This is a genomic window from Caulobacter sp. GW822-FHT01G02, from assembly GCF_058802865.1.
On the sequence record NZ_JBXAON010000001.1, the window covers coordinates 1,139,647 to 1,163,514 of the forward strand.

At 66.8% G+C, this 23,868-nt stretch carries 24 protein-coding genes and 3 tRNA genes; 21 read left to right on the plus strand and 6 right to left on the minus strand.

Annotation, left to right across the window (positions count from 1 at the left end; translation table 11 throughout):
• The first annotated feature begins 16 nt into the window (after positions 1 to 16).
• Positions 17 to 2,152 (plus strand): sodium-translocating pyrophosphatase, encoded by a 2,136-nt coding sequence (locus AC1RNC_RS05260; protein ID WP_492884284.1) that lies wholly within the window; start codon positions 17 to 19, stop codon positions 2,150 to 2,152.
• Positions 2,153 to 2,234: 82 nt separating this feature from the next.
• On the opposite strand, the gene AC1RNC_RS05265 is transcribed toward AC1RNC_RS05260, so the two are convergent.
• Positions 2,235 to 2,777, minus strand: coding sequence for a response regulator (locus AC1RNC_RS05265; RefSeq protein WP_492840072.1), 543 nt, complete (start codon positions 2,775 to 2,777; stop codon positions 2,235 to 2,237).
• A 364-nt stretch (positions 2,778 to 3,141) separates the two neighbouring features.
• Positions 3,142 to 3,624 carry an outer membrane protein assembly factor BamE gene (locus tag AC1RNC_RS05270; RefSeq protein ID WP_492840071.1) on the minus strand — a complete coding sequence of 161 codons (483 nt, stop codon included), beginning with the start codon at positions 3,622 to 3,624 and terminating at the stop codon, positions 3,142 to 3,144.
• A 120-nt stretch (positions 3,625 to 3,744) separates the two neighbouring features.
• Between AC1RNC_RS05270 and AC1RNC_RS05275 the strand changes: the two genes are divergently transcribed.
• The 7 genes from AC1RNC_RS05275 to AC1RNC_RS05305 all read left to right on the plus strand — a co-directional run bounded on the left by AC1RNC_RS05275 (position 3,745) and on the right by AC1RNC_RS05305 (position 8,012).
• Positions 3,745 to 4,275 (plus strand): ubiquinol-cytochrome C chaperone family protein, encoded by a 531-nt coding sequence (locus AC1RNC_RS05275; protein WP_492884286.1) that lies wholly within the window; start codon positions 3,745 to 3,747, stop codon positions 4,273 to 4,275.
• Entirely contained in the window at positions 4,260 to 4,796 is a 537-nt protein-coding gene (locus tag AC1RNC_RS05280; RefSeq protein ID WP_492884288.1) for a YceD family protein, read from the plus strand. The genes AC1RNC_RS05275 and AC1RNC_RS05280 overlap by 16 nt, the downstream gene beginning before the upstream one ends.
• Before the next feature lie 94 nt (positions 4,797 to 4,890).
• Complete coding sequence (plsX, locus tag AC1RNC_RS05285; protein WP_492884290.1) at positions 4,891 to 5,955, plus strand: phosphate acyltransferase PlsX; 1,065 nt, start codon at positions 4,891 to 4,893, stop codon at positions 5,953 to 5,955.
• A complete protein-coding gene (locus AC1RNC_RS05290) occupies positions 5,952 to 6,929 on the plus strand; it encodes a beta-ketoacyl-ACP synthase III (protein ID WP_492884292.1) in 978 nt (325 codons plus the stop codon). The genes plsX and AC1RNC_RS05290 overlap by 4 nt, the downstream gene beginning before the upstream one ends.
• Before the next feature lie 200 nt (positions 6,930 to 7,129).
• The gene (locus AC1RNC_RS05295; protein WP_099578878.1) at positions 7,130 to 7,432 is read left to right on the plus strand and encodes an integration host factor subunit alpha; all 303 of its coding nucleotides are present in this window, start codon (positions 7,130 to 7,132) and stop codon (positions 7,430 to 7,432) included.
• 12 nt (positions 7,433 to 7,444) lie between these two features.
• Positions 7,445 to 7,873, plus strand: a complete 429-nt coding sequence (locus tag AC1RNC_RS05300; RefSeq protein ID WP_492884294.1) for a MerR family transcriptional regulator — start codon at positions 7,445 to 7,447, stop codon at positions 7,871 to 7,873.
• A gap of 62 nt (positions 7,874 to 7,935) precedes the next feature.
• Positions 7,936 to 8,012: transfer RNA gene (locus AC1RNC_RS05305), tRNA-Pro, on the plus strand.
• Positions 8,013 to 8,111: 99 nt separating this feature from the next.
• On the opposite strand, the gene AC1RNC_RS05310 is transcribed toward AC1RNC_RS05305, so the two are convergent.
• The gene (locus AC1RNC_RS05310) at positions 8,112 to 8,351 is read right to left on the minus strand and encodes a DUF2842 domain-containing protein (protein WP_492884400.1); all 240 of its coding nucleotides are present in this window, start codon (positions 8,349 to 8,351) and stop codon (positions 8,112 to 8,114) included.
• 8 nt (positions 8,352 to 8,359) lie between these two features.
• The gene (locus AC1RNC_RS05315; RefSeq protein ID WP_125158111.1) at positions 8,360 to 8,611 is read right to left on the minus strand and encodes a GlsB/YeaQ/YmgE family stress response membrane protein; all 252 of its coding nucleotides are present in this window, start codon (positions 8,609 to 8,611) and stop codon (positions 8,360 to 8,362) included.
• 153 nt (positions 8,612 to 8,764) lie between these two features.
• Here AC1RNC_RS05315 and AC1RNC_RS05320 point away from each other — a divergent pair, with 153 nt between their 5' ends.
• The 5 genes from AC1RNC_RS05320 to argC all read left to right on the plus strand — a co-directional run bounded on the left by AC1RNC_RS05320 (position 8,765) and on the right by argC (position 13,622).
• Positions 8,765 to 9,796, plus strand: a complete 1,032-nt coding sequence (locus AC1RNC_RS05320; protein ID WP_199743512.1) for a COX15/CtaA family protein — start codon at positions 8,765 to 8,767, stop codon at positions 9,794 to 9,796.
• Positions 9,797 to 9,878: 82 nt separating this feature from the next.
• Complete coding sequence (locus AC1RNC_RS05325; RefSeq protein ID WP_492884297.1) at positions 9,879 to 11,423, plus strand: alkaline phosphatase; 1,545 nt, start codon at positions 9,879 to 9,881, stop codon at positions 11,421 to 11,423.
• A gap of 182 nt (positions 11,424 to 11,605) precedes the next feature.
• Positions 11,606 to 12,079, plus strand: a complete 474-nt coding sequence (rplM, locus tag AC1RNC_RS05330; RefSeq protein ID WP_492840063.1) for a 50S ribosomal protein L13 — start codon at positions 11,606 to 11,608, stop codon at positions 12,077 to 12,079.
• 3 nt (positions 12,080 to 12,082) lie between these two features.
• Entirely contained in the window at positions 12,083 to 12,556 is a 474-nt protein-coding gene (gene rpsI, locus AC1RNC_RS05335) for a 30S ribosomal protein S9 (RefSeq protein WP_492840062.1), read from the plus strand.
• A 112-nt stretch (positions 12,557 to 12,668) separates the two neighbouring features.
• Positions 12,669 to 13,622, plus strand: coding sequence for an N-acetyl-gamma-glutamyl-phosphate reductase (argC, locus tag AC1RNC_RS05340; RefSeq protein WP_492884299.1), 954 nt, complete (start codon positions 12,669 to 12,671; stop codon positions 13,620 to 13,622).
• 10 nt (positions 13,623 to 13,632) lie between these two features.
• Here the strand turns inward: argC and AC1RNC_RS05345 are convergent, their stop codons facing one another.
• Positions 13,633 to 14,265: a DUF1287 domain-containing protein gene (locus AC1RNC_RS05345; RefSeq protein ID WP_492884301.1), complete on the minus strand. Its 633-nt coding sequence runs from the start codon at positions 14,263 to 14,265 to the stop codon at positions 13,633 to 13,635.
• A 101-nt stretch (positions 14,266 to 14,366) separates the two neighbouring features.
• Positions 14,367 to 16,367: a class I poly(R)-hydroxyalkanoic acid synthase gene (locus AC1RNC_RS05350; protein ID WP_492884303.1), complete on the minus strand. Its 2,001-nt coding sequence runs from the start codon at positions 16,365 to 16,367 to the stop codon at positions 14,367 to 14,369.
• 90 nt (positions 16,368 to 16,457) lie between these two features.
• On the opposite strand from AC1RNC_RS05350, the gene AC1RNC_RS05355 reads away from it, so the two are divergent.
• From AC1RNC_RS05355 to AC1RNC_RS05390, 8 genes are all read left to right on the plus strand, one after another.
• A complete protein-coding gene (locus AC1RNC_RS05355) occupies positions 16,458 to 16,898 on the plus strand; it encodes a hypothetical protein (protein WP_395443762.1) in 441 nt (146 codons plus the stop codon).
• Between the two features lie 109 nt (positions 16,899 to 17,007).
• On the plus strand, positions 17,008 to 18,228 hold the full coding sequence (locus AC1RNC_RS05360) for an LL-diaminopimelate aminotransferase (RefSeq protein WP_125158118.1): 1,221 nt from the start codon (positions 17,008 to 17,010) through the stop codon (positions 18,226 to 18,228).
• Between the two features lie 29 nt (positions 18,229 to 18,257).
• Positions 18,258 to 19,547 carry a homoserine dehydrogenase gene (locus AC1RNC_RS05365; protein ID WP_492884305.1) on the plus strand — a complete coding sequence of 430 codons (1,290 nt, stop codon included), beginning with the start codon at positions 18,258 to 18,260 and terminating at the stop codon, positions 19,545 to 19,547.
• Positions 19,548 to 19,623: 76 nt separating this feature from the next.
• The gene (gene glpX / locus AC1RNC_RS05370; RefSeq protein ID WP_492840056.1) at positions 19,624 to 20,577 is read left to right on the plus strand and encodes a class II fructose-bisphosphatase; all 954 of its coding nucleotides are present in this window, start codon (positions 19,624 to 19,626) and stop codon (positions 20,575 to 20,577) included.
• 62 nt (positions 20,578 to 20,639) lie between these two features.
• Complete coding sequence (locus AC1RNC_RS05375) at positions 20,640 to 21,617, plus strand: class 1 fructose-bisphosphatase (protein WP_492884307.1); 978 nt, start codon at positions 20,640 to 20,642, stop codon at positions 21,615 to 21,617.
• 124 nt (positions 21,618 to 21,741) lie between these two features.
• A complete protein-coding gene (gene recJ, locus AC1RNC_RS05380) occupies positions 21,742 to 23,571 on the plus strand; it encodes a single-stranded-DNA-specific exonuclease RecJ (RefSeq protein ID WP_492884402.1) in 1,830 nt (609 codons plus the stop codon).
• Positions 23,572 to 23,672: 101 nt separating this feature from the next.
• Positions 23,673 to 23,747 (plus strand) — tRNA-Glu (locus AC1RNC_RS05385).
• Positions 23,748 to 23,792: 45 nt separating this feature from the next.
• A tRNA-Glu gene (locus tag AC1RNC_RS05390) sits at positions 23,793 to 23,867 on the plus strand.
• Position 23,868: the final 1 nt, after the last annotated feature.

Genomic DNA, 23,868 nt, shown 5'->3' on the forward strand with positions numbered 1-23,868 from the left:
AGGGGCGAAGAACCTAATGAGTCTTTGGCTTTATCTGGCCATCGGGGCCGGGCTGCTGGCGGTGCTGTACGGCGCCGTGCAGACGGCCAGTCTGATGCGGGCGTCGCCCGGCAATGCGAGGATGCAGGAGATCGCCGCGGCGATCCAGGAAGGGGCGCAAGCCTACCTGCGTCGGCAGTACCTCACTATCTCGGTCGTTGGCGCGGTCATCCTCGTCGCCGTCTACCTGCTGATCGGCCAGTGGGCCGCTCTGGGCTTCCTCGTCGGCTCCGTGCTTTCGGGCGCGGCCGGCTTCGCGGGGATGCTGATCTCGGTCCGCGCCAACGTCCGTACGGCCCAGGCCGCTTCCGAGGGGCTGGCCAGAGGGCTGTCGCTGGCCTTCACCTCCGGCGCCATCACCGGCATGCTGGTGGCTGGCTTCGCGCTGCTGGGCGTGGCCGGCTACTATTGGGTGCTGACGGGCCCGCTGGGCCTGGAACCAACCGGCCGCGGCGTCGTCGACGCCCTGGTGGCCCTGGGCTTCGGCGCCTCGCTGATCTCGATCTTCGCCCGTCTGGGCGGCGGCATCTTCACCAAGGGCGCCGACGTGGGCGGTGACCTCGTGGGCAAGGTGGAAGCCGGCATCCCGGAAGATGATCCGCGCAACGCCGCCACCATCGCCGACAACGTGGGCGACAATGTCGGCGACTGCGCCGGCATGGCCGCCGACCTGTTCGAGACCTATGCGGTGACCACGGTCGCCACCATGGTCCTGGCCGCCATCTTCTTCCGTGGCACGGAGGCCGTGGGCGCCATGATGCTGCTGCCGCTGGCCATCTGCGCGGTCTGCATCGTCACCTCGATCATCGGCGCGTTCTTCGTTCGCCTGGGCAAGAGCCAGAACATCATGGGGGCCCTCTACAAGGGCCTGATCGTGACGGGCCTGCTGTCGATCCCGGCCGTCTGGTACGTGCTGCACGACCTGATCCCGGCCCCGGTCGTGACGGCCGCGCGCACCTATACCGCCGATGGCCTGTTCTATTGCGGTCTGGTCGGTCTGGCGGTCACCGCCGCCATCGTCATGATCACCGAGTACTACACGGGCACCAACTTCCGTCCGGTGAAGTCGGTGGCGCAGGCGTCGGTCTCGGGTCACGGCACGAACGTGATCCAGGGTCTGGCCATGTCGCTGGAATCCACGGCCCTGCCGGCCCTGACCATCATCGTCGGCATCCTGGTGACCTATAATCTGGCGGGTCTGTTCGGCATCGCCATCGCCACCACGACCATGCTGTCGATGGCCGGCTTCATCGTCGCCCTGGACGCCTTCGGTCCGGTCACCGACAACGCCGGCGGCATCGCCGAGATGGCGGGCCTGCCGCCGGAAGTCCGCGTCACCACCGACGCGCTGGACGCCGTGGGCAACACCACCAAGGCCGTGACCAAGGGCTACGCCATCGGTTCGGCCGGACTGGGCGCCCTGGTGCTGTTCGCCGCCTATACCGAGGACCTGAAGTTCTTCTCGGCCAATGCGACGCCGGGCAGCTTCTTCGACGGCATGGGGCCGGTGACCTTCGACCTGTCGAACCCCTATGTCGTGGTCGGCCTGCTGTTCGGCGGCCTGCTGCCGTTCCTGTTCGGCGGCATGGCGATGACCGCCGTCGGTCGCGCGGCCGAGTCGGTCGTCGCCGAGGTGCGTCGTCAGTTCCGCGAGAACCCGGGCATCATGACCGGCGAGGTCAAGCCCGAGTACGGCAAGGCCGTGGACATCCTGACCAAGGCGGCCATCCGCGAGATGATCGTGCCCAGCCTGCTGCCGGTCGTCTCGCCGGTGGTGCTGTTCTTCGTGATCAAGGCCATCGCCGGCAAGGTCGACGCGTTCGCCTCGCTGGGCGCCATGTTGATGGGCGTGATCGTCACCGGCCTGTTCGTCGCCATCTCGATGACCAGCGGCGGCGGCGCTTGGGACAACGCCAAGAAGGTCATCGAAGAGGGCTTCACCGACAAGAATGGCGTCCTGCACACCAAGGGCGGCGACACCCACAAGGCCGCCGTCACCGGCGACACCGTCGGCGACCCCTACAAGGACACCTCGGGTCCGGCCGTGAACCCGATGATCAAGATCACCAACATCGTGGCCCTGCTGCTGCTGGCGGTGCTGGCCCACGGCTAATCTTTCGAAAGCAGCCTGAAACTGGAACGCCCCGGAGTTTCCTCCGGGGCGTTTTTGTCTTCGGGGCCTGCCGTCGAGGACCTTAGTACACGTCCTCGGGGTCCATCTGGGACAGGGCGTCCGTGATCTCGTCCGGCTGGCCTCCCCGGCGTTCGACGCCGGAGAATTCGTGGTCGATCCGGCGACGCCGACAGGGGCCGAAATACTCGCTGGCCCGCACGAACGGTCGGGGGTTGTTCACGATCTCGTTGATCCGGTGCATGACCCCGCGCGCGGTTAGTGGCTTGGCCAGGAACTCGGTGACGCCGGCCATGCGCGCGGCGGTCAGCGTGCGCTGGGTGGCGTGGCCGGTCATCATGATGATCGGCACGTACGGATTGGGGCTGGCGCTCGAGGTGCGGATCCAGCGGATGAAGGCCAGGCCGTCGACCGGATGCATCATCAGGTCGGTGAAGACGATGTCGATCTCTTGCGTCTGAAAGATCTTGAGCGCGTCGAGGCCATCGCCGGCCTCGCGGATCCTGCGAACGCCGGCGGCCTTCAGGATTTCGGCCACGAGCTTGCGCATGTTCGCGTTGTCGTCGACCAGAAGCACCGATACGTCACGAAGGTCCATGCCTTCCACAGTGCGTCTCCCACCGCCGTCGAGAATTCGCCGCGCCACGACTTAGGTGGCTTGAGTCGAGTGTGACCCGTTTTGGGTTTATGAAGTGTTTAGGGGTGAGTATTCTATCCGAATTGGGACGGTGAATATCAAATTCACAGTAAATCGGAGAAATTTACTTTACCGTGTCGGGCGGCGGCGCGGGGTTCGGCGTCTGGCGCGCGAAAAAGCCGCCCACCTTGCAGTGGACGGCTTTCTTGATCTGTCGAGCTGTCGACTTACTCTGGAGCGCTTTCCGATCCGACTGGATCGGTGAAATGCTCCAGTTTCCTGCTCTTACGCATTTTTTCGACGGCGAGCCGGCGGCCCTCCATCGGAAAATGCTCTAGCGACCGCCGGGGCGCTGGCCCGGGGCCTCGTCGTCCTGCGGGAGCATGCCGCCGCGACCGACGTTGCCGAGCAGCTGTTCGAGGATGGTCATCTCGCGGCCGCGGGTCGGAGTCTCACGGCCGTTGTAGGCGATGACCTTGCCGTCCTTCAGCGTATAGGTGTTCACCGAGGCGACCTTTTCGTCGGCCTGGTTGAATTTGATGGCTACGACGTCGCGCTTGATCACGCGCGGCATGTAGAAGGCCACACGGTCGGTCGTCTGCGAGATGTAGTACCAGGTGTTGTTGTCGAAGGTCGAAACCGCCGACGGCGAACCCAGCTTTTCCATCAGGGTCGACTTGCTGTCCTCGCCGACCTTCATGTCGGCGGGCTTGGCCTCGATGGCCTGAAAGCCGGAGTAGCTGGTCAGCGGCGTACAGGCGGACGTGGCGATCGCCAGGCCCAGAATGGCGGCGGCGAAAACGGCGGGGCGAGACATCAAGGCTCCGAACCGGAAAAATGCAGACTTTGACCTATCGCCCGCGGGAGCTTAGTTCAATGCCCGCGTGAAAGCGGACCCCGCGTCTAGCGGGATGTCGCGGCGAAATCGAGGCGTTTCATGTTTCTGGATCGGTGGCTCAAGCCCAGGCCCGCCAAGGCGGCGGGAGCCAAGCTCTATGCGGGCGCGGTGGCTCAGGCGCGGTCCGCGATCTTTTATCGTGACTTCGGCGTCCGCGACTCGATGGAAGGCCGCTTTGAACTCTTCAGCCTGCATGTGATATTCCTGATCGAGCGACTGAAGGGGCAGGGCGACGCGGCGGCGGAGACCTCGCAGGCGGTTTTCGACTCGTATGTGAAGGGCTTGGACGACGCCTTCCGCGAGATCGGCGTGTCGGACACGGCGGTCGGCAAGAAGATGAAGAAGCTGGCCGGCGCCTTCTACGGCCGTCTGAAGGCCTATGACGAAGCCGTCGCCACCCTGCCGGATCTCGCGGGCATGACCGGCTTCCTGGCCCGCACCGCATTCGAGGAGCGCGGCGAGGGCGACATCGCGGCCCTGGCCGCCTATGTGATCAAGACGCGCGAAGCCCTGGCGGAACAGCCGCTGCAGGGCCTGCTACAAGGAGACGTGACATGGCCGAACCCGTGACCGCGCCCTGGCCGTGTGAGATTTCGCTGGCCCAGGTCGACCGTGGCGCCGTCAAGCTGCGCCTGGAACCCTCGGCCGACCAGCGCAAGGCGATCGCCAAGCAACTGGATCTGGTGAGCCTGGAAGAACTGAGCGCCGAGGTGTTCCTGACCTCGTGGCTGGACGGGGCCGAGGTCTCGGGCATCTTGCGCGCCCGCGTGGTCCAGACCTGCAGCGCGACGGCCGACGACTTCGAAACGCCGATCGACGCGCGCTTCGACTTGCGCGTTCTGCCGGCCAACAGCAAGAACGCACCGCAGGACGAGGACAGCGGCGACCTGGGCGTCGACCCGGACGCCGACGATCCGCCGGACGTGCTGGACGGCGACAAGATCGACGTCTCGGGTTACGTGATCGAGCACTTGGCCCTGGAACTGGATCCGTTCCCCCGCAAGCCGGGCGCGGTGTTCGTCCAACCGCCCGAGCCGGTCGAACTTTCCCCGTTCGCGGCGCTAAAGAGCCTCAGAGGCGACAGCGAGTAGGGCGAAAGCGCCCGACTCGACCGCTTGCGTGATATTCACGCGGATGTATCGTCCGCCGCCCGGCGAGACCGCCTCTCGGAGCTCACAGCGCCACGTGTCCCAATCCGTAGTCATCTCGGTCGACGCCATGGGCGGCGACCACGGCCCCTCCATCGTCGTGCCCGGCGTCGCGCAAGCGGCCCAGGCGCTCCCGGGTGTGCGGTTCCTGCTGCATGGCGACGGCGCGAAGGTCGAGGCTGAACTGGCCAAGCATCCCTCCGCCAAGAGCGTGAGCGAGGTGCGCCACACCGACAAGGCCATCGGCATGGACGAAAAGCCCGCCCAGGCCATGCGCCGGGGCAAGGGCTCGTCGATGTGGAACGCGATCGAGGCGTTGCGCGAGAATCAGGCCCAGGCCTGCGTCTCGGCCGGCAACACCGGCGCCCTGATGGCGATCTCCAAGCTGATCCTGCGCATGGGCGCGGACCTGGAGCGCCCGGCCATCGTCGCCAACTGGCCCAATATGAAGGGCGTGACAACGGTCCTGGACGTCGGCGCCAATGTCGAGAGTGACGCGGCCCAGCTGGTCGAGTTCGCGATCATGGGCGCGGCCTTCCACCACGCCGTGCATGGCTCCAAGCGCCCGACCGTAGGGCTGCTGAACGTCGGTTCCGAGGACGAGAAGGGTCACGAGGAGGTCCGCGAGGCTCACGCCGTCCTGCGCGATACCAAGCTCGATTTCGACTATCACGGCTTCGTCGAGGGCAATGACATCGCGTACGGCACGGTTGACGTCGTCGTCACGGACGGCTTCACCGGTAATGTGGCCCTGAAGACCGCCGAGGGCATGGCGCGGTTCTTCTCGAACGAGATCAGGGCCACCCTGACCTCCGGACCGATGGCCATGCTCGGCGCCCTGATCGCCTCCGGCGCGTTGAAGAAAATGCGCCAGCGGCTGGATCCGAGCCGGGTGAACGGAGCCCCGTTGCTGGGTCTCAATGGAATCGTGGTCAAGAGCCACGGCGGCGCGGACGCCAACGGCTTCGCCGCGGCCGTCCGGGTCGCCACCAACCTCGCACGCAGCGATTTCCGCGCCGAGGTCGATAGAAATCTGAAGCGTCTGACCGCCGTGGCGGCCAAGAGCGAAGCCCCGGAGCAGGGGCAGGGAGCGGCCGAGTGAGCGTAACTCGCAGTGCAGTGACTGGCGTCGGCGCGTATCTGCCGCCGAAGATCGTGACCAATGATGACCTGGCCAAGTTCGTTGACACCAGCGACGCCTGGATCGTCGAGCGCACCGGTATCCACCAGCGCCACCAGGCCGCCGACGACCAGCCGGTCTCGGACCTGGCCGTCGAGGCCGCCAAGGAGGCCCTGGCGGCCGCCGGCAAGTCCGCGGCCGACGTCGACCTGATCATCGTGGCCACCACCACGGCCGACCTGACCTTTCCCGCCGTCGCCACCATCGTTCAGCGCAAGCTGGGCGCGCCCGTCGGCATCGCCTTCGACGTCCAGGCCGTCTGCTCGGGCTTCGTCTACGCCCTGAGCGTCGCCGACGGCTTCGTGGCGCGCGGTCACGCCAAGTGCGCCCTGGTGATCGGCGCCGAGACCATGACCCGCCTGATGGACTGGAGCGACCGCGGCACCTGCGTGCTGTTCGGCGACGGCGCCGGCGCCGTCGTGTTGGAGCCGAAGGAGGGCGAGGGGACCACCGGCGACCAGGGCTTGCTGGGCTTCGCCCTGCGCGCCGACGGGACCAAACAGGACCTGCTCTATGTCGACGGCGGCGTCTCGACGACCGGCACGGTCGGCAAGCTGCGGATGCTAGGCAACCAGGTCTTCAAGCACGCCGTGATCAACATCTCCGAAGCCATCCACGCGGCCGCCGCCAACGCCGGCGTCGAGGTGGCGGACGTCGACTGGTTCATCCCGCACCAGGCCAACCAGCGCATCCTCGCCGGCGTCGCCCACCGTTGCGGCATCGACGAGGAAAAGGTGATCTCGACGGTCGCGACCCACGCCAACACCTCGGCCGCCTCGATCCCGCTGGCCCTCGCGCACGGCGTGAAGGATGGTCGAATCAAGAAAGGCGATCTGCTGCTGCTGGAAGCCATGGGCGGCGGCCTGACCTGGGGCGCCTGCGTTCTGCGTCTTTAAGGCGCAGCTTGCGCGATCTTCTCGTCGGGCATGAACTCCTGACGTTGAGCCTTTGACTTCATGCGATAATCACGGCATGAGGTCGTCGGTGAATTTTGGGCGCGGTCCGTTGAGGGCGGTCGCGGCATACTCAGGTTCGCCGCGAGTGCTCCATCGGAGGTGGTCTATCGGACCGCCAAGATACGCGTGAAGGGGGTTGCATGAAGGGCGCTACTTTGACCCGGGCCGACCTGTGTGAGGCGGTCCATGAAGAGGTCGGATTGACCCGTCAGGACTGCGCCGGCCTGGTCGAGCGCACCCTGGATCTCGTGGCCGAGGCGCTCGAAGAGGGCGAGACGGTCAAGCTTTCCGGTTTCGGCGTCTTTCAGGTCCGCGCCAAGCGCGCCCGCATGGGGCGCAATCCCAAGACTGGCGAGCCGGCCGAGATCGAACCCCGTCGGGTGATCGGCTTCCGCGCCTCCCAGGTCATGAAGGCGCGAATCGACCGCGCCTTGGGCGACTAGGGAATCGATGCGGTGGCGAAGGGGCCGAACGCCTTCCGCACGATTTCAGAGGCCGCCGATGAGCTGGGCGTGCCGCAGCACGTGCTGCGCTTCTGGGAAACCAAGTTCTCCTTTATTCGCCCGATGAAACGGGCCGGCGGGCGACGCTTCTATCGCCCGCAGGACGTGGCCGTGCTGAACGGCGTCCGCACCTTGCTGCACAGCGAAGGCCTGACTATCAAAGGCGTGCAGAAGCTGCACCGCGATCAGGGCTTGGCCCAGGTGATCGCCGCCGGCATAGGCTCGAACGGCTCCGCCAGCCTGGATCCCAATTTCGACTATGAGATTTCGGATGCGCCCGCCAAGCGTCTGGACGCGCATGCGCGCGATCGTCTGGCCTTCGCGCTGGACGACCTGACGGCCATCAAATCACGCCTGGACGGTCTTCTCGTCAGGGGTTGAATTTCGTCCGAAATCGCTGTTGCCCAATGGGGGAGCGGCGCCTATAAGAGCGCCTCTTCCGTCGGAGCGTGGCGCAGCCTGGTAGCGCACTTGACTGGGGGTCAAGGGGTCGCAGGTTCAAATCCTGTCGCTCCGACCATTTCCTTAGGGAAACCCTTTTCCTTCGGGAATGGGGCGGAAGACGAAAGGCCGCCCTTCGGGGCGGCCTTTTTCATTTCGGGGGCAGCGCTGGCCGCGATTATCTTTGGCCGACGTCGAGCGGCTTGTCGGCCTTGCCCATCCAAGAGATCAGCGGGATCACCGGCAGCACCCAGCCCATGCCCAGGACCACGAAATAGACCAGGTGCACGAAGCGGTTCTGCGGCAGGTGGTCGTAGAGGCTGGTGAAGGCCCAGATCCAGGCGAACAGGACAGCCATCACGGCGAACGCGCCGATCAGCTTGCGCAGTCTCGCGGGTATCTGGCGGGCCGGCTTCATGGGAGCGCTCACGCGGTTCTCCGGAAAAGGCCGAGCACGGCCAGGAACAGGATCGCGCCCACGCTGGAGACGATCAGCTCGCCGACGAAGCCGGCCAGGTGCAGATCGATGCGCGAGGCGATGAAGGCTCCGATGAACGAGCCGATCACGCCGATCAAGAGCTTGATGAACAGCGAGTGGTGGCGACCCAGCACGATGTCGGCGATCCAGCCGGCCAGGATGCCGATCACCGCCGCCGCGAATACGCCCATGCCGCTCATTGTTTTCTCCGTCCCGCCTCGCCCAAGACGCCCGTTTCTCGCACGAACCCGCGGCGCCGTCATGCCGAGCCACAGAAACATTGATGCGGGCAAGCGTCGGGCGTAGGGAGGTCTCGCCGCATTTCGGCCCAGTAGTGACGCTTTTCAGGCCCCATGACGTCCTTCCTGCGTTCCGACCGTTCGCGCCCCGTCGCGATCTGGCTCTTCATCGTCGCCGCCATGGTGTTCGCCATGGTCGTCGTGGGCGGCGCGACCCGCCTGACCGACTCGGGTCTTTCGATCACCCAGTGGAAGCCGATCATGGGCGCGCTGCCGCCCCTGTCCGAGCAGGCCTGGCGCGAGAGCTTCGAGCTCTACAAGAAGATCCCCCAGTTCCAGCTCGTGAACCCGGACATGACCCTGGAGGGTTACAAGGGCATCTTCTGGTGGGAGTGGGCGCACAGGCTGCTGGGGCGGACCGTGGGCGTGGCCTTCGCCATCCCGTTCGCCGTCTTCCTGATCCGCCGCGACATCCCGCGCCGTCTGATCTGGCGCTGCGCCGTCATGCTGGGATTGGGCGGCCTGCAAGGTGTGGTGGGCTGGTGGATGGTGTCGAGCGGCCTCTCCGAGCGCGTCTCGGTCGCGCCCGAGCGGCTGATGACCCACCTGGGCCTGGCGCTGGCCCTGTTCGTCGTCTTGATCTGGACCGCGCTCGACGCCTGGAATGGATCGCCGCGCGTCGAGGAGCGCTCCGCCTGGCGCGGCTGGGCCCTGGCCTTCCTGGGCGCGGTGTTTTTCCAGAGCCTGCTGGGCGCGCTGGTCGCCGGCAACGACGCGGGCCTCGTCTATAACGACTGGCCGCTGATGAACGGCGGCTTCTTCCCCGCCGAATATCTGGGCAAGGGTCTGTGGGGCACGCTGGCGCACAGCCAGGGCGCCGTACAACTGCACCACCGGCTGACGGCTTACGCCCTGTTCGCGGCCGGTCTGGCGATCGCCTTCCTGGCGCAGCGGGATCGTCCGCTGGCGCCGGGCAGCAAGGCCGCGGCCGTGGCCGTGGCGATCGTCGTCACCTTGCAGGCGGGACTGGGGATCTGGACGCTGATGGCCAGCGTGCCGATCGCTTTGGGCGTGCTGCACCAGGCGGGCGCGGCCGTGCTGCTGGCGACGGCGACCGTCTTCGCGTGGCGGGTGCGCAGGCCCTGAATTTTGAGGGGCTGAAACAAAGTCCCGCAACAACTGTCACACGCGGGGCGCAAATCGGGCCGATTCCTCATGGAGCTTGGCCTTGATCCGCCCCATTGTTCTCGCGCTGGTCGCGTCCGTCGCCTTTCCTGCTCTAGCGTTCGCCCAAACGCCGAACGCCGCCGTCAGCGCCGCGGACGCCTATTACAAGGCCGGCGAAGCCGCCCTGGCCAGGCAGATCGCCGTGGTCCCGAACACGGGCAAGGCCAAGAACGTCATCCTGTTCCTGGGCGACGGCATGGGCATTTCGACGGTCACGGCCGGCCGCATCTATGACGGCCAGCTGAAGGGCGTCGATGGCGAGTCCAATTCGCTGGCCTTCGAGAAGCTGTCCTATTCGGCGCTCTCCAAGACCTACAGCCATGACACCCAGGTCACCGACAGCGCCGCCGGTATCACCGCGATCATGACCGGCGTGAAGACCCGCAACAAGATCATCGGCCTGACCGGCGCGGCGATTGGCGAGAAGTGCGAGACCGAGAAGGGCAATGGCGTCGACACCCTGGCCGAGCTGGCCAAGGCGCGCGGCAAGGCCGCCGGCGTCGTCACCACCACCCGCGTCACCCACGCCACCCCGGCCGGCGCCTACGCCCACACCGCCTATCGCGACTGGGAAGGCGACGGCGACATGCCGGTCGAGGCCCTGCAGGCCGGCTGCAAGGACATCGCCCGCCAGCTGATCGAAGCGCCCGACAACCTGCGGCTGGACGTCGTCATGGGCGGCGGCCGCTCGCGCTTCCTCCCCGACGACAAGGACGGCAAGCGCGCCGACGGCCGGGACCTGACGGCCGAGTGGCTGAAGGCGGAAGGTCCGGGCTCGTCCTACGTGACCAGCGTCGACCAGTTGAAGGCCATTCCGGCCGACACCAGGCACGTGCTGGGCCTCTTCGCGCCCGAGCACCTGCCGTACGAGGTGGAGCGCGCAGTGCTGGGGCAGGGCGTCCCGACACTGGCCGAGATGGCGACCTCGGCCGTCGACGTGCTGTCCAAGAACCCGAACGGCTACTTCCTGCTGGTCGAGGGCGGCAAGATCGACATGGGCAGCCACCTGGGCAACGCCAAGCGCACGCTCAGCGAGACGGTCGAGTTCTCCAAGGCCATCGCCGCCGTGCTGGCCAAGGTCGACCTGAAGGACACCCTGGTCGTCGTCACGGCCGACCACAGCCACGGTCTGGTGATCTCAGGCTACGCCGCCCGCAATTCGCCGATCCTGGGCATGGCCGGCAACGAGGGCGACCCCGCCATCGCCGGCGATGGCAAGGCCTATACGACCCTGATGTTCGCTACCGGCCCGGGCGGGCCGACGGGCAACAACACGCGCAACGACCCGGCCAAGGAAGACTTGGACGACGTCGACTATCACCAGCAGGCCACGGTGAACCTCGCCAGCGCCGCTCACGCCGGCGAGGACGTGGGGGTGTTCGCCGACGGCCCGCAGGCCTTCCTGCTGCGCGGCGTGGTCGAGGAGAGCTACATCTTCCAGGTCATGCGCCACGCCTTCGGCTTCGACGCCCCGGCGATCGCGCCTGCCGCCGCCCCGTCGGCCGAGGCGCCCAAGACCAAGAAATCGTGGTTCAAGCGCGGCTAGGGAAGATTGCGTGATACGGTATCTGAATACCGTATCACGCAAGCCTTTGTAAAGTAAGGGTTTGTGTACTTTCTTGCTTCCGCATTGTTGACAGCGCGCGAACCCTCCCGTACATGCCGCGCCTCACACGGACGAAACCGGATTTCTCGGGGTCGGACGCCTAGAAATTACGGATCAATCCCATGCAAAAGATCACGGCTTCGTTGAAGCCGGCCGAGGTCGAGAAGAAGTGGATCGTGGTCGACGCCCAGGACGCCGTTGTCGGCCGTCTGGCGACGTTCATCGCCATGCGTCTTCGCGGCAAGCACCGTCCTGACTACACCCCGCACGTCGATTGCGGTGACTTCGTCGTCGTCATCAACGCCGACAAGGTGAAGTTCACCGGCAAGAAGATGGACGATAAGGTGTACTACCGTCACACCGGTCACCCGGGCGGCGTCAAGGAAACCACCCCGCGCAAGGTGCTGGGCGGCAAGTTCCCGGAACGCGTCCTGGAGAAGGCCGTCGAGCGCATGCTGCCGAAGGAGAGCCCGCTGGCTCGCAAGCAGCTCACGCACCTGCTCATCTACAACAACGGCGAGCACCCGCACCAAGCGCAAAGCCCTGAAGTCGTCGACTTCGCGGCCCGCAACGCCAAGAACACCCGGAGCCTCTAAGCCATGACCGACGCACAAGGCTTTGAAGCGCTGGCCAGCCTGTCCAGCAACCCGGAAGCTGCCGCTCCGGTCGAACCCAAGATCGACGCCCAAGGCCGCTCGTACGCGACCGGCAAGCGCAAGAACGCGATCGCTCGCGTCTGGATCAAGCCGGGCAAGGGCTCGATCACGATCAATGGTCGTGACCAGGAAGTCTACTTCGCCCGTCCGGTGCTGCGCATGATGATCGCCCAGCCGCTGGAAGTGACCGACCGTCTGGGTCAATTCGACGTCATCGTGACCGTCGAAGGCTCGGGTCTGTCGGGTCAAGCCGGCGCCATCCGTCACGGCCTGTCCAAGGCTCTGACCTACTACGAACCCGGCCTGCGCCCGGTCCTGAAGCCGCACGGCTTCCTGACCCGCGACAGCCGTGTCGTCGAGCGTAAGAAGTACGGCAAGGCCAAGGCCCGCCGCAGCTTCCAGTTCTCGAAGCGCTAATCGCGACGATTACGTCTTACGGGAAGGGGCGCTTCGGTCAGGCCGAAGCGCCCCTTTTCATTTCTGTCTCTGTTTTCTGCTTCCTCTGGCTAGAGCCAGGATCGGAGTCCGCATGACCAGCGCCCCCAAGGTCTTCATCGACGGCGAAGCCGGCACCACCGGCCTGCAGATCCGCGAGCGCCTGACCGGCCGCACCGACCTGCAGCTGGTCTCGATCGACCCCGACAAGCGCAAGGACGCCGACGCCCGCGCCGAGATGCTGAACGGCGCCGACGCCGTGATCCTGTGCCTGCCCGACGATGCGGCCAAGGAGGCCGTGGCGCTGGTCACCAATCCGAACACGGTGATCATCGATGCCTCGACCGCCTATCGCACCGCCGAGGGCTGGGCCTACGGTTTCCCCGAGCTGGACAAGCAGCAGCGCGGCAAGATCGCCAAGGCCAAGCGCATCTCCAACCCGGGCTGCTACCCGACCGGCGCCATCGCCCTGACGCGGCCGCTGGTCAGCGCCGGCATCCTGCCGCCGGAACTGCCGGTCTCGTACAACGCCGTCTCAGGCTACAGCGGCGGCGGCAAGGCCATGATCGCCGAGTTCGAGGACGAAAGCATCGGAAGCTTCACCAAGGTCCCGTACCGGATCTACGGCCTGTCGATGGGCCACAAGCACGTGCCGGAAATGCAGATGCACGGCGGTCTACTGAGCCGGCCGATCTTCATGCCGGCCGTCGGCCGCTATCGCCAGGGCATGCTCGTCGAGATGCCGCTGCACTTCTCGACGCTGAACGGCGCGCCGTCGCTGGGCGACATCCACGCCGCCCTTCACAAGCACTACAAGGGCGAGAAATTCGTCGAGGTCGCCTCGCTCGAGGAAGCCAAGAGCCTGACGACCCTGGATCCGGAAGGCTTGAATGGCACCAACCGCCTGAAGCTGTTCGTGTTCGGCTCCGACAGTAGCGGCCAGGCGCGTCTGGTGGCGCTGCTGGACAATCTGGGCAAGGGCGCTTCGGGCGCGGCCGTTCAGAACATGAACATCGCCTTGGGCCTCAAGGAGGACGCCGGTCTCTAGGGACCGGTCCTCAGACCCGCCAGCGATAGTGCCCGGCGGGTTTGTGCAGCTTGAACATCCAGAGGGGCTCCTCGCGGACGCCTTCGCCGATATTGTGCGTTACGCGGACATGCTGCGGGCCGTCGACCACGACGCCGAGGTGCGGACGGCCGCCAGCCAGTCGCCAGGTCAGGACGTCGCCGGGCAGCGGCGACTCGAACCCGTCGCCGCCGAAGGGGCGCCGGGCGGGCAGGGGTAGGCTGGCGCCTTGCCGCGTCAGGAAGGTCTCCAGGTTCAGCACCCGCCGGTGGTCGATATTGGCGTCAGGCTTGGTCAGGCCCCATTCGCGGCGTGACGGATAGGCCGAGAAGGCCTTGAGCATGTCCTCGTGCACCTGCCGCTGCAGGTCGATGTCCCAGGCGTCGCGGGCGGCGCGGACCAAGACGTCGGAGCAGACGCCGCTGGTGCGCAGCACGTCGCCGTTGGGATAGCCGATATTGCGGTAGCTGGGATCGTAGTCGACGGTGACGCCGACCTGCTGGCGGGCGGCCATGGCCAGCTTGCGGCCGGCGTCGGGAATCAGCGCGTGACTGACGTCGCTCGCCGCCGCGAAGGGCGCGACGACGGCCATCCCCAGAACGGTGCGGCGATCCAGCGTGAGCATGGCGCGGAAGCTTCGCCACGATCGCGGCGGCATTTGGGCGAACGTGGGTCTTGAAGGCCTCAGTCGTCGATCAAAACGCGCTGGGCGCCAACACGCGCGCTCTAGTCGTCGGACCTGACCAGGACGAACGAGCCCGGCGCTTCCTCCAGCGGCTTCAGAGGGCCCTTGGTCGGGTCACGAGCCGGGACCTGATCGCCCGAGCGCGCCTTCAGCCAGGCCGCCCAGTGCGGCCACCAAGAGCCCGGATGCTCCTGCGCGCCCGCGATCCATTCACTGACGTCGCCGGGCAGGCTCTCGTTGGTCCAGTGCTGGTACTTCTTGGCGTCCGGATGGTTGATCACGCCCGCGATATGGCCCGAACCGGCCATGGTGAAGGTCACGGGGCCGCCGAACGCCTTGGCCCCGCGATAGACGCTGCGATAGGGCGCGATGTGGTCGTCCTTGGACGACTGGACGTAGATGGGGATCTTCACTTTCGACAGGTCCAGGCGTTCGCCGCCCAGCGACAGCTTGCCCGTCGTCAGGGCGTTGTCCTTGTAGAAGTTGCGCAGATAGAACAGGTGCAGCGCCTTGGGCATCCGGGTCTGGTCGGCGTTCCAGAACAGCAGGTCGAACGGCCGCGGCTCCTTGCCCATCAGATAGTTGCTGACGAAGAACGACCAGATCAGGTCGTTTCCGCGCAGGGCGTTGAAGGTGTCGGCCATCGACTGGCTGGGCAGGAAGCCGCCGGCCTGGTCCATCTGCTGCTCGATCGACTGCAGCCATTCCTCGTTGGTGAACAGCAGAAGGTCGCCGGCTTCGGCGAAGTCCTGCTGGGCGGCGAAGAAGGTGGCCGAATTGATTCGCTTGTCGCCCCGCGCGGCCATGTGGGCCAGGGCGACCGACAGCAGGGTGCCGCCGATGCAGTAGCCGACCGTGTTGACTCGATCGACGCCGCACTGGGTCATGACCTGTTGAGTGGCGTCGTAGATACCTTCGAGCATGTAGTCCTCGAAGGTCTTGGCCGCGAGCTTCTGGTCCGGATTGACCCACGAGGCGACGAACACCGTGAAGCCCTGGCCGGTCAGCCAGCGGATCATCGAGTTCTCGGGCCGCAGGTCCATGATGTAGAACTTGTTGATCCACGGCGGGAAGATCAGCAGCGGGATCTCGCAGACCGTTTCCGTGGTCGGATCGAACTGCAGCAGTTGCAGGATGTCGTTCTGGTAGACGACCTTGCCGGGCGCCGTGGCGACGTTCTCGCCGACCTTGAACTTGGCCAGATCCGTCTGGCTGATCGCCAGCTGGCCGCCGCCGCGCTCCAGGTCGGCGGCGAAATTCTCCATGCCGCGCACCAGGCTCTGGCCCTGGGTCTGCACCACCTCGCGCAGGGCGGCGGGGTTGGAGATCAGGAAGTTCGACGGCGAGAAGGCGTCGGTCAGCATCTTGGTGAAGAACTCGACCCGGCGCTTGGCGCTAGGATCGACGCCCTCGACCTCGGCGATCAGGCCGTTCAGCCAGTTCGATGACAGCAGGTACGACTGCTTCATCAGGTCGAACATCGGGTTTGACGCCCAGTCCGGGTCGTTGAAGCGCTTGTCGCCGGCGGCGGGGGCGACAATGGGGGTGACCGCCTCGCCGGCGGCGCGGCGAGCGGTCGACTGCCACAGGTCCATGTACTGGCTGAAGAGGTCGGCCTGAGCCCGCATCAGCCGGTCGGGCTGGGCGGCCAGGCGGGTCATCACCTCGTTCAGGGCGGGCGCGACATGGAATGGGTCGGGGGTCAGGGCGGCCGGGCGGTCGGCCTGGCGCAGCGCGGCTTCGGCGATCGCGCCCTGGGCGGTGACGGCGGCGCGGGCCAGGTTGGCCGAGAGGGTCTCGACCATCTTCAGTTGGTCGGCGGAGAGCACCTTTTCGAACGGCGGGAAGGGGGGGGGAGTCTGGCCGCCCTGGAAGCCCTCCGAAGTCTTGCTAGCCGATTCGGTTTTGGGCGGCGCCTCGGGAGCCGCTGGCCTGGACTTGGCCTTGCTGGTCTTGGGCGGGGCCTTGACCTTGGGGGCGGCGATCTCGTCCTTGGGGGAAGCTTTCTTCCGGGCCTTGGGAGCCGCCTTCGCCGTGGCCATGAGGTTTCCTCCGCGTGCTATTGTCTTGTTCGCGAAAAGCGGCGCCGAACGCCTTTCGCTCGCCGCGATCATCGCATAAGACCAGAACCAATGAACGGCGAAACCCGCAAAATCGTACGTGTCGCTCTGATCGTCGGCCTGACGGCCGGCGTGGCCGCGTGCGCGACGCCGTTCTCGACCGCCAAGGTCGATCCCAGTTCGCCGATCGCCGCCCGCGCCACCGCCGCGGCCAAGGCCAAGGGCGAACGCCGCAAGTTCTCGGACATCCCGGCGATCCCCACGGACGTGCCGACCGCCGACCAGGTGCGCGCGGCCGTGGTGCAGCAGCAACGCGCCGGCGACGCCCTGACGGCGGCCACCGCGCCCAGCACCTGGGAACTCAAGGACAGCGAGACCTACGCGGCCAAGGCTCGTCGCGACGCCAAGCCGCCCGCCTTCGAGGCGCCGACCGACGCCGATCGCGCCGCCACCGAAGCCTTCGCCCGTGACGCACGCGGCCGAGCTAGCGCGCCTCCGTCCCAGCCCAAATAGGCCGACGGAGGCATAATCGTCCTTGAACTGGCTTGGCGTGGCCCCGCTCGGGGTCTATCCATGCCCGACTTTTCGCTCCCAGAGCGCCGACGCGGCGCATAGAGCCCCCATGAGCACCGATTTTCACCGTATCCGCCGCCTGCCGCCTTACGTCTTCGAAGAGGTCAACAAGATCAAGGCGCGCCTCCGCGCCGAGGGGACCGACATCATCGACTTCGGCATGGGCAATCCGGACATGCCCACGCCCCAGCACATCGTCGACAAGCTGATCGAGACGGCGCGCGACCCCAAGGCGGGGCGCTATTCCGCGTCCAAGGGCATCCCCGGCCTTCGCAAGGCCATGGCCAACTATTACGGCCGCCGCTTCGGCGTGAAGCTGAACCCCGACACCGAGGTGATCGCCACGCTCGGGTCCAAGGAAGGCTTCGCCAACCTGGCCCAGGCCCTGACCGGTCCGGGCGACGTGATCATCTGCCCGAACCCCGCCTATCCGATCCACGCCTTCGGCTTCATCATGGCCGGCGGCATCATCCGCCATGTGCCGGCCCTGTCGCCGGAGGAGTACCTCTCCAACATCAGCCGCGCGGTGAAGCACTCCGTGCCGCCGCCCAGCGTGCTGATCCTGTCCTATCCGTCGAACCCGACCGCCCAGTGGGTGGATCTGGACTTCTATAAGGACGCCGTGGCGCTGGCCAAGAAGCACGACCTGCTGGTGATCAGCGACGTGGCCTATGGCGAGATCTATTTCGAGAACAATCCGCCGCCGTCGATCCTGCAGGTGGATGGGGCCAAGGACATCGCGGTCGAGGTCAACTCGCTGTCGAAGACCTACGCCATGGCCGGCTGGCGCGTGGGCATGGTGGTCGGCAACGCCCGCATCTGCGCGGCCCTGGCCCGCGTGAAGTCGTACCTGGATTACGGCGCCTATACCCCGGTGCAGGTGGCCGCGGCCACGGCGCTGAACGGCCCGCAGGATTGCGTCGACGAGATCCGCGGCATCTACAAGAGCCGCCGCGACACCCTGATCAAGTCGATGAAGGGCGCTGGCTGGGACATCCCCAATCCGCCGGCCTCGATGTTCGCCTGGGCCAAGATTCCAGAGGCCTATCGCGAGGCCGGCTCGATGCTGTTCTCGCGCCTGCTGATCGAGGAGGCCGGCGTCGCCGTCGCCCCGGGGATCGGCTTCGGCGAGTATGGCGAGGGCTATGTCCGGATCGGCCTGGTCGAGAACGAGCACCGCATCCGCCAGGCCGCGCGCAATGTGAAGAAATTCATCGCCAACGCCGACTCCATCCTGGCCAAGGCTCACAACAAGATGGAACAGGCCTGAGGGCTGGTTTCGACTCCAAGGACTCGAAGATGACGAAGAAGACCTGGCGCGTCGGCGTCGCGGGCCTCGGCACCGTCGGCGGCGGACTTCTGCAATTCCTGGCCGAGCGCCCGGACTTCGCGCCGGCCGGCGACCGGGCGGTGGTCACCGCCGTCTCGGCCCGCAACAAGACCCGCGCCCGTCCGGTCGACATCTCGAACCTGGCCTGGTTCGACGACCCGGTGGCCCTGGCCGCCTCGCCGGACGTCGACCTGTTCGTCGAACTGATCGGCGGCAGCGACGGCCCGGCCAAGGCCGCCGTCGAGACCGCGCTGAAGGCCGGAAAACCGGTCGTCACCGCCAATAAAGCCCTGATCGCCGTTCACGGCGCCGAGCTGGCCGCCCTGGCCGAATCCCAGGGCGTGCCGCTGCTGTTCGAGGCGGCCGTGATGGGCGGCACCCCGGCTGTGAAGATGCTGCGCGAGGCCATGGTCGGCGACGACGTCGTCTCGGTCGCGGGCATCCTCAACGGCACCTGCAACTTCATCCTGACCGAGATGGAGAAGACTGGCCGCTCGTTCGCCGACGTGCTGCGCGAAGCCCAAGGCCTGGGCTATGCCGAGGCTGATCCGACCACGGACGTCGGCGGTTTCGACGCTGGCCACAAGATCAGCATCCTGGCCGCCCTGGCCTTCGGCTGCGCCCCGAACTTCGAGGCCGCCGAGATCGAGGGCATCAGCGATGTCGAGCTGCTCGACATCAAGCTGGCCAAGGACCTGGGTTACCGCATCAAGCTCGTGGCCAGCGCCGCCAAGACCGACGATGGCGTGGCCGTGAAGGTGCATCCCTCGCTAACCCCGCTGGACCATCCGCTGGCCCAGGCGGGCGGCGCGCTCAACGCTCTGTTCATCGAGGGCAAGCGCATCGGCCGGATCTTCATCCAGGGGCCGGGCGCGGGCGCGGGTCCCACCGCCGCCGCCGTGGCCGCCGACATCGCCGACGTGATGACCAAGGCCGTCCGCCCCGTGTTCCAGGCTCCGGCCGGCGCTCTGGCCCCGTTCATCGCCATCGATCCGGCCCGCGCGGTGGGCAAGGCGTATCTGCGGATCATGGTCAAGGATCAGCCGGGCGTGATCGCCGCCATCTCCGAAACCCTGGCCGAATGTGGCGTTTCGATCGACAGCTTCCTGCAAAAGCCCGTCGAAGGAGCGGGCGGCGTGCCGATCGTGCTCGTTACCCATGCGACGCCGGAATCGAAACTTCTGGACGCGATTAGCCGCATCGAAAAATTGCAGACCGTGCTAGAGCGTCCCCGCCTTCTGCGCGTCGCGCGCATCTAGACGACCCAGAAAACTGAGCGTTGAAGGCGACATTGGGAACAAGGCCGCCTTCTTCCGGGGCGGTCGGGAGAGACGGATGAGTTCGAACACCCTGGACCGCTCGCTGGTCCTGGACGCCGTTCGCGTAACCGAAGCCGCCGCCATCGCGTCGTGGACGATGCTGGGTCGTGGCGACGAGATGGCCGCCGATCAGGCCGCCGTCGACGCGATGCGCAACGCCTTGAACACGCTGGATATCGACGGCGAAATCGTCATCGGCGAAGGTGAGCGCGACGAGGCGCCGATGCTGTACATCGGTGAGAAGGTCGGCACGGGGAAGGGGCCCAAGGTCGATATCGCCCTGGATCCGCTAGAAGGCACGACCCTGGCGGCCAAGGCCCAGCCCAATGCTCTTACGGTCATGGCCTGGGCGCCCAAGGGCACGTTGTTGAACGCGCCCGACACCTACATGGACAAGATCGCCTGCGGTCCGGGCCTGCCCGCAGGGGTGATCGACCTGGACCGCTCGCCGGCCGAGAACATCAAGGCGATCGCCGACGCCAAGGGCGTGGCGGAGACCGAGATCACCGTCTGCGTCCTGGATCGTCCGCGTCACGCCGATATCATCGCCAAGGTCCGCGCCGCCGGCGCTCGCATCCATCTGATCACGGACGGTGACGTGGCCGGGGTGATCAACACCACCGATCCTTCGACCGGCATCGACCTCTATCTGGGCTCGGGCGGCGCGCCGGAAGGCGTCCTGGCTTGCGCGGCGCTGAAGTGCGTCGGCGGACAGTTTCAGGGTCGCCTGCTGTTCCGCAACGCCGACGAGCGCGCCCGCGCCGCGCGCTGGGGCGTGACGGATCTCGACAAGAAGTACGACCTGCACGAGATCGTCCGGGACGAGGCGATCTTCGCCGCCACCGGCGTGACGCGCGGCGGGCTGCTGGACGGCGTCGTCTTCCGTGACGGCTGCGTCCACACCCATACCCTGGTGATGAACTCCTCGACGGGCACCGTCCGCGAGGTCCGCATGAAGCGGAAGGTCTGAGACCTTTCTGTCATGGCCGTCCTGTAGGGCGGCCGTTCTGCTTTCGATTTCGAGGATTCCAGATGACCGCCTTTGTCGACCTGGCCGCCCGGCTCGCGGCCGAGCCGGCCGACGCCGCTCTCAAGGACGTGGTCCAGACGATCGCCGCGACCTGCGCGCGGATCAGCCGCGTCGTCGCTTCCGGCGCGCTCTCGGGCAGCCTGGGCGCCGCGGGCAGCACCAACGTCCAGGATGAGGAGCAGAAGAAGCTCGACGTCATCACCAACGACATGCTCAGCGACGCCCTGAAGGCCTGCGCCGCCGTCGCCGGCCTGGCCTCTGAAGAGCTGGAAGAAGTCGAGCCGACCGGCCGTGTGGGCGGCTATCTGGTGACCTTCGACCCGCTGGACGGCTCCAGCAATATCGACGTCAACGTCTCGGTCGGGACGATCTTCTCGGTGCTGCCCGCGCCAACGGGCCACGCGCCGACGGAAGCTGACTTCCTTCTATCGGGCAGAAACCAGGTCGCCGCCGGTTACGCCGTCTACGGCCCGCAGACCATGCTGGTCCTGACGCTGTCGGGCGGCGTCGACGGCTTCACGCTCAGCGCCGACGGCCAGTGGCTGCTGACCCACCCGAATCTGGCGATCAAGGCCGACTCGGCCGAGTTCGCGATCAACATGTCCAACCAGCGCCACTGGGCGCCGCCGGTGCGCCGCTACATCGACGGCTGCCTGGCGGGCAAGGACGGCCCGCGGGGCAAGAACTTCAACATGCGCTGGGTGGCTTCGATGGTCGCCGACGTCCACCGCATCCTGATGCGCGGCGGGATCTTTCTGTACCCGTGGGACGCCCGCGAACCGGCCAAGCCGGGCAAGCTGCGTCTGATGTACGAAGCCAACCCGATGAGCCTGCTGATCGAGCGTGCGGGCGGCAAGTCGATCGAGGGCGTTACGGATATTCTCGACATCCAACCTACCAAGCTGCACCAGCGCGTGCCGGTGGTGCTGGGTTCGGCCAACGAGGTCGAGCAGGTTCGCGGCGAGGTTCAGGCGGGCTAAGCGATAGCCGAAAGTGGTCGCCGGTTTTGGCGGCCATCGCGCGCCAAGCAAAGACTCCCTGCGTCCGGGCCTGTCGTCTCGGCGCCGCATGGTCCGAATCCACGTGACCAGCTACTCTCCAGCGATGCCCGCCGATGGTGTCACCGATATTTCCGCCAGCGCCTTGCCCAGCGCTTTTCTGGGCGTCGAACGCTCGCTGAGCGGCCGCGCCTGGCGCGAGCGGCCGGCCGACATGGCCGTGGTGCGCGACATCCAGCAGCGTCACGGCCTGACCGAGCCCCTGGCCCGGGCCCTGGCCTCGCGCGGCGTCTCGCTGGAGCAGGCTGAGCACTATCTGCGTCCGACCCTGAAGGCGCTGTTTCCGGACCCGTCCAGTTTCACCGACATGGACCGGGCCGCCGAGATCCTGATCGACGCCCTGGAGCGAGGCCGCCCGACCATGGTCTTCGCCGACTACGATGTCGACGGGGCCACCAGCGCCGCCCAACTGGTCCGCTGGTTCCGGTATATGGGCGTCGAACTGCCTATCTATATTCCCGACCGCCTGACCGAGGGCTATGGCCCCAGCCCGGCGGCGTTCAAGACGATCCGTGACGGCGGGGCCGAGCTGGTCGTGACCCTGGACTGCGGCGCGGCGGCCTATGACGCCATCGCCAGCGCCGCCGAAATCGGCCTGGAGGTCGTGGTTATCGACCACCACCTGATGCGCGAGGATCCGCCAGCCGCCGCCGCCGTGGTCAACCCGAACCGTCCCGGTTGCCAGAGCGGGCAGGGGGTCTTGGCCGCCGCCGGGGTGACCTTCGTGCTGCTGGCCGCCCTGAACCGCGAGGCCCGCAAGCGCGGCCTGTTCTCCGATGAGCGGCCGCAACCGGACCTGCGCCAGTGGCTCGACCTCGTGGCCCTGGGCGAGGTCTGCGACGTCACCCAGCTGGTCGGCTTCAACCGCGCCCTGACGGCGCTGGGCCTGCGGACCATGGGCGCCTGGGCCAATCCAGGGCTGAAGGCCTTGTTCGAGGTCGGCAAGGGCTCGGGCGAGCCGTCCGTGTTCCACGCCGGCTTCATCCTGGGGCCGCGTATCAACGCCGGCGGCCGCATCGGGCGCTCGGACCTCGGCGCCAAGCTGCTGTCGACCGACGATCCTCTGGAAGCCGCCGCCCTGGCCGAGGAGCTGGACGGTCTCAACACCGAGCGCAAGGCTGTCGAGGCGGCCGTGGTCGAAGAGGCCGCGGCCGTGCTGGAGCGCGGCAACTTCAACACCGACGCGCCCGTCATCGTGGTGGCCGGCGAGGACTGGCATCCCGGCGTCATCGGCATCGTCGCGGGCCGTTTGCGCGAACGCTATCGCAAGCCGGTGGTGGTCATCGGCGTCGACCGCGCCGCCAATGTCGGCAAGGGCTCGGGCCGCTCGCAGCCCGGCGTCAATCTGGGCCGCGCCATCCAGGCCGCTTTCGAGGCGGGCCTGCTGATGGCCGGCGGCGGCCACGCCATGGCGGCCGGCCTGTCGATCCGTCCCGAGATGATTCCAGAGTTCCGCGCCTTCCTGGAGGAACGCTTGGCCGGTGAGATGGAGGCTGTGGGCGTCGAGTCGGTCGAGATCGACGCCCTCGTGCAGCCGCGCGCGGCGAATCGGGCGCTGCTCGACGACTTCCAGCGCCTGGCCCCGTTCGGCCCCGGCAATCCCGAGCCGATGTTCGCGCTTACCCAGGTGAGGCCCGACCGGGTCTCGGCGCTGAAAGGCGGCCACGTGCGCATGGACCTCGTGGGCCCCACGGGCGACCGCATCAAGGCCATCAGCTGGCGCAGCGCCGAAACGCCGCTGGGCCAGCGTCTGCTGGCGGGCGGCGGCGCGCTGGATGTCGTCGGCAAGCTGAAGCCGGACGATTACATGGGCCGCAACGGCGTCCAGTTGGAGATCGAGGACGCCCATGATCCCAGAGCGCGATACTCAGAATAGACCCTTTGCCACAGGCGTCGTGGGCGGACTGAAAAAATGACTTTCGCCCGCTTGCGCACCCCTAAGGTCGCGGCTATACACCCGCTTCCTCGCGGGGCCGTGGTCCCTTCGTCTATCGGTTAGGACGCCAGATTTTCAATCTGGAGAGAGGGGTTCGACTCCCCTAGGGACTGCCACCCGCGAGGCTATATATCGGCTATGTTCCGCTTCGGCGACGATGTGGTCCCTTCGTCTATCGGTTAGGACGCCAGATTTTCAATCTGGAGAGAGGGGTTCGACTCCCCTAGGGACTGCCAC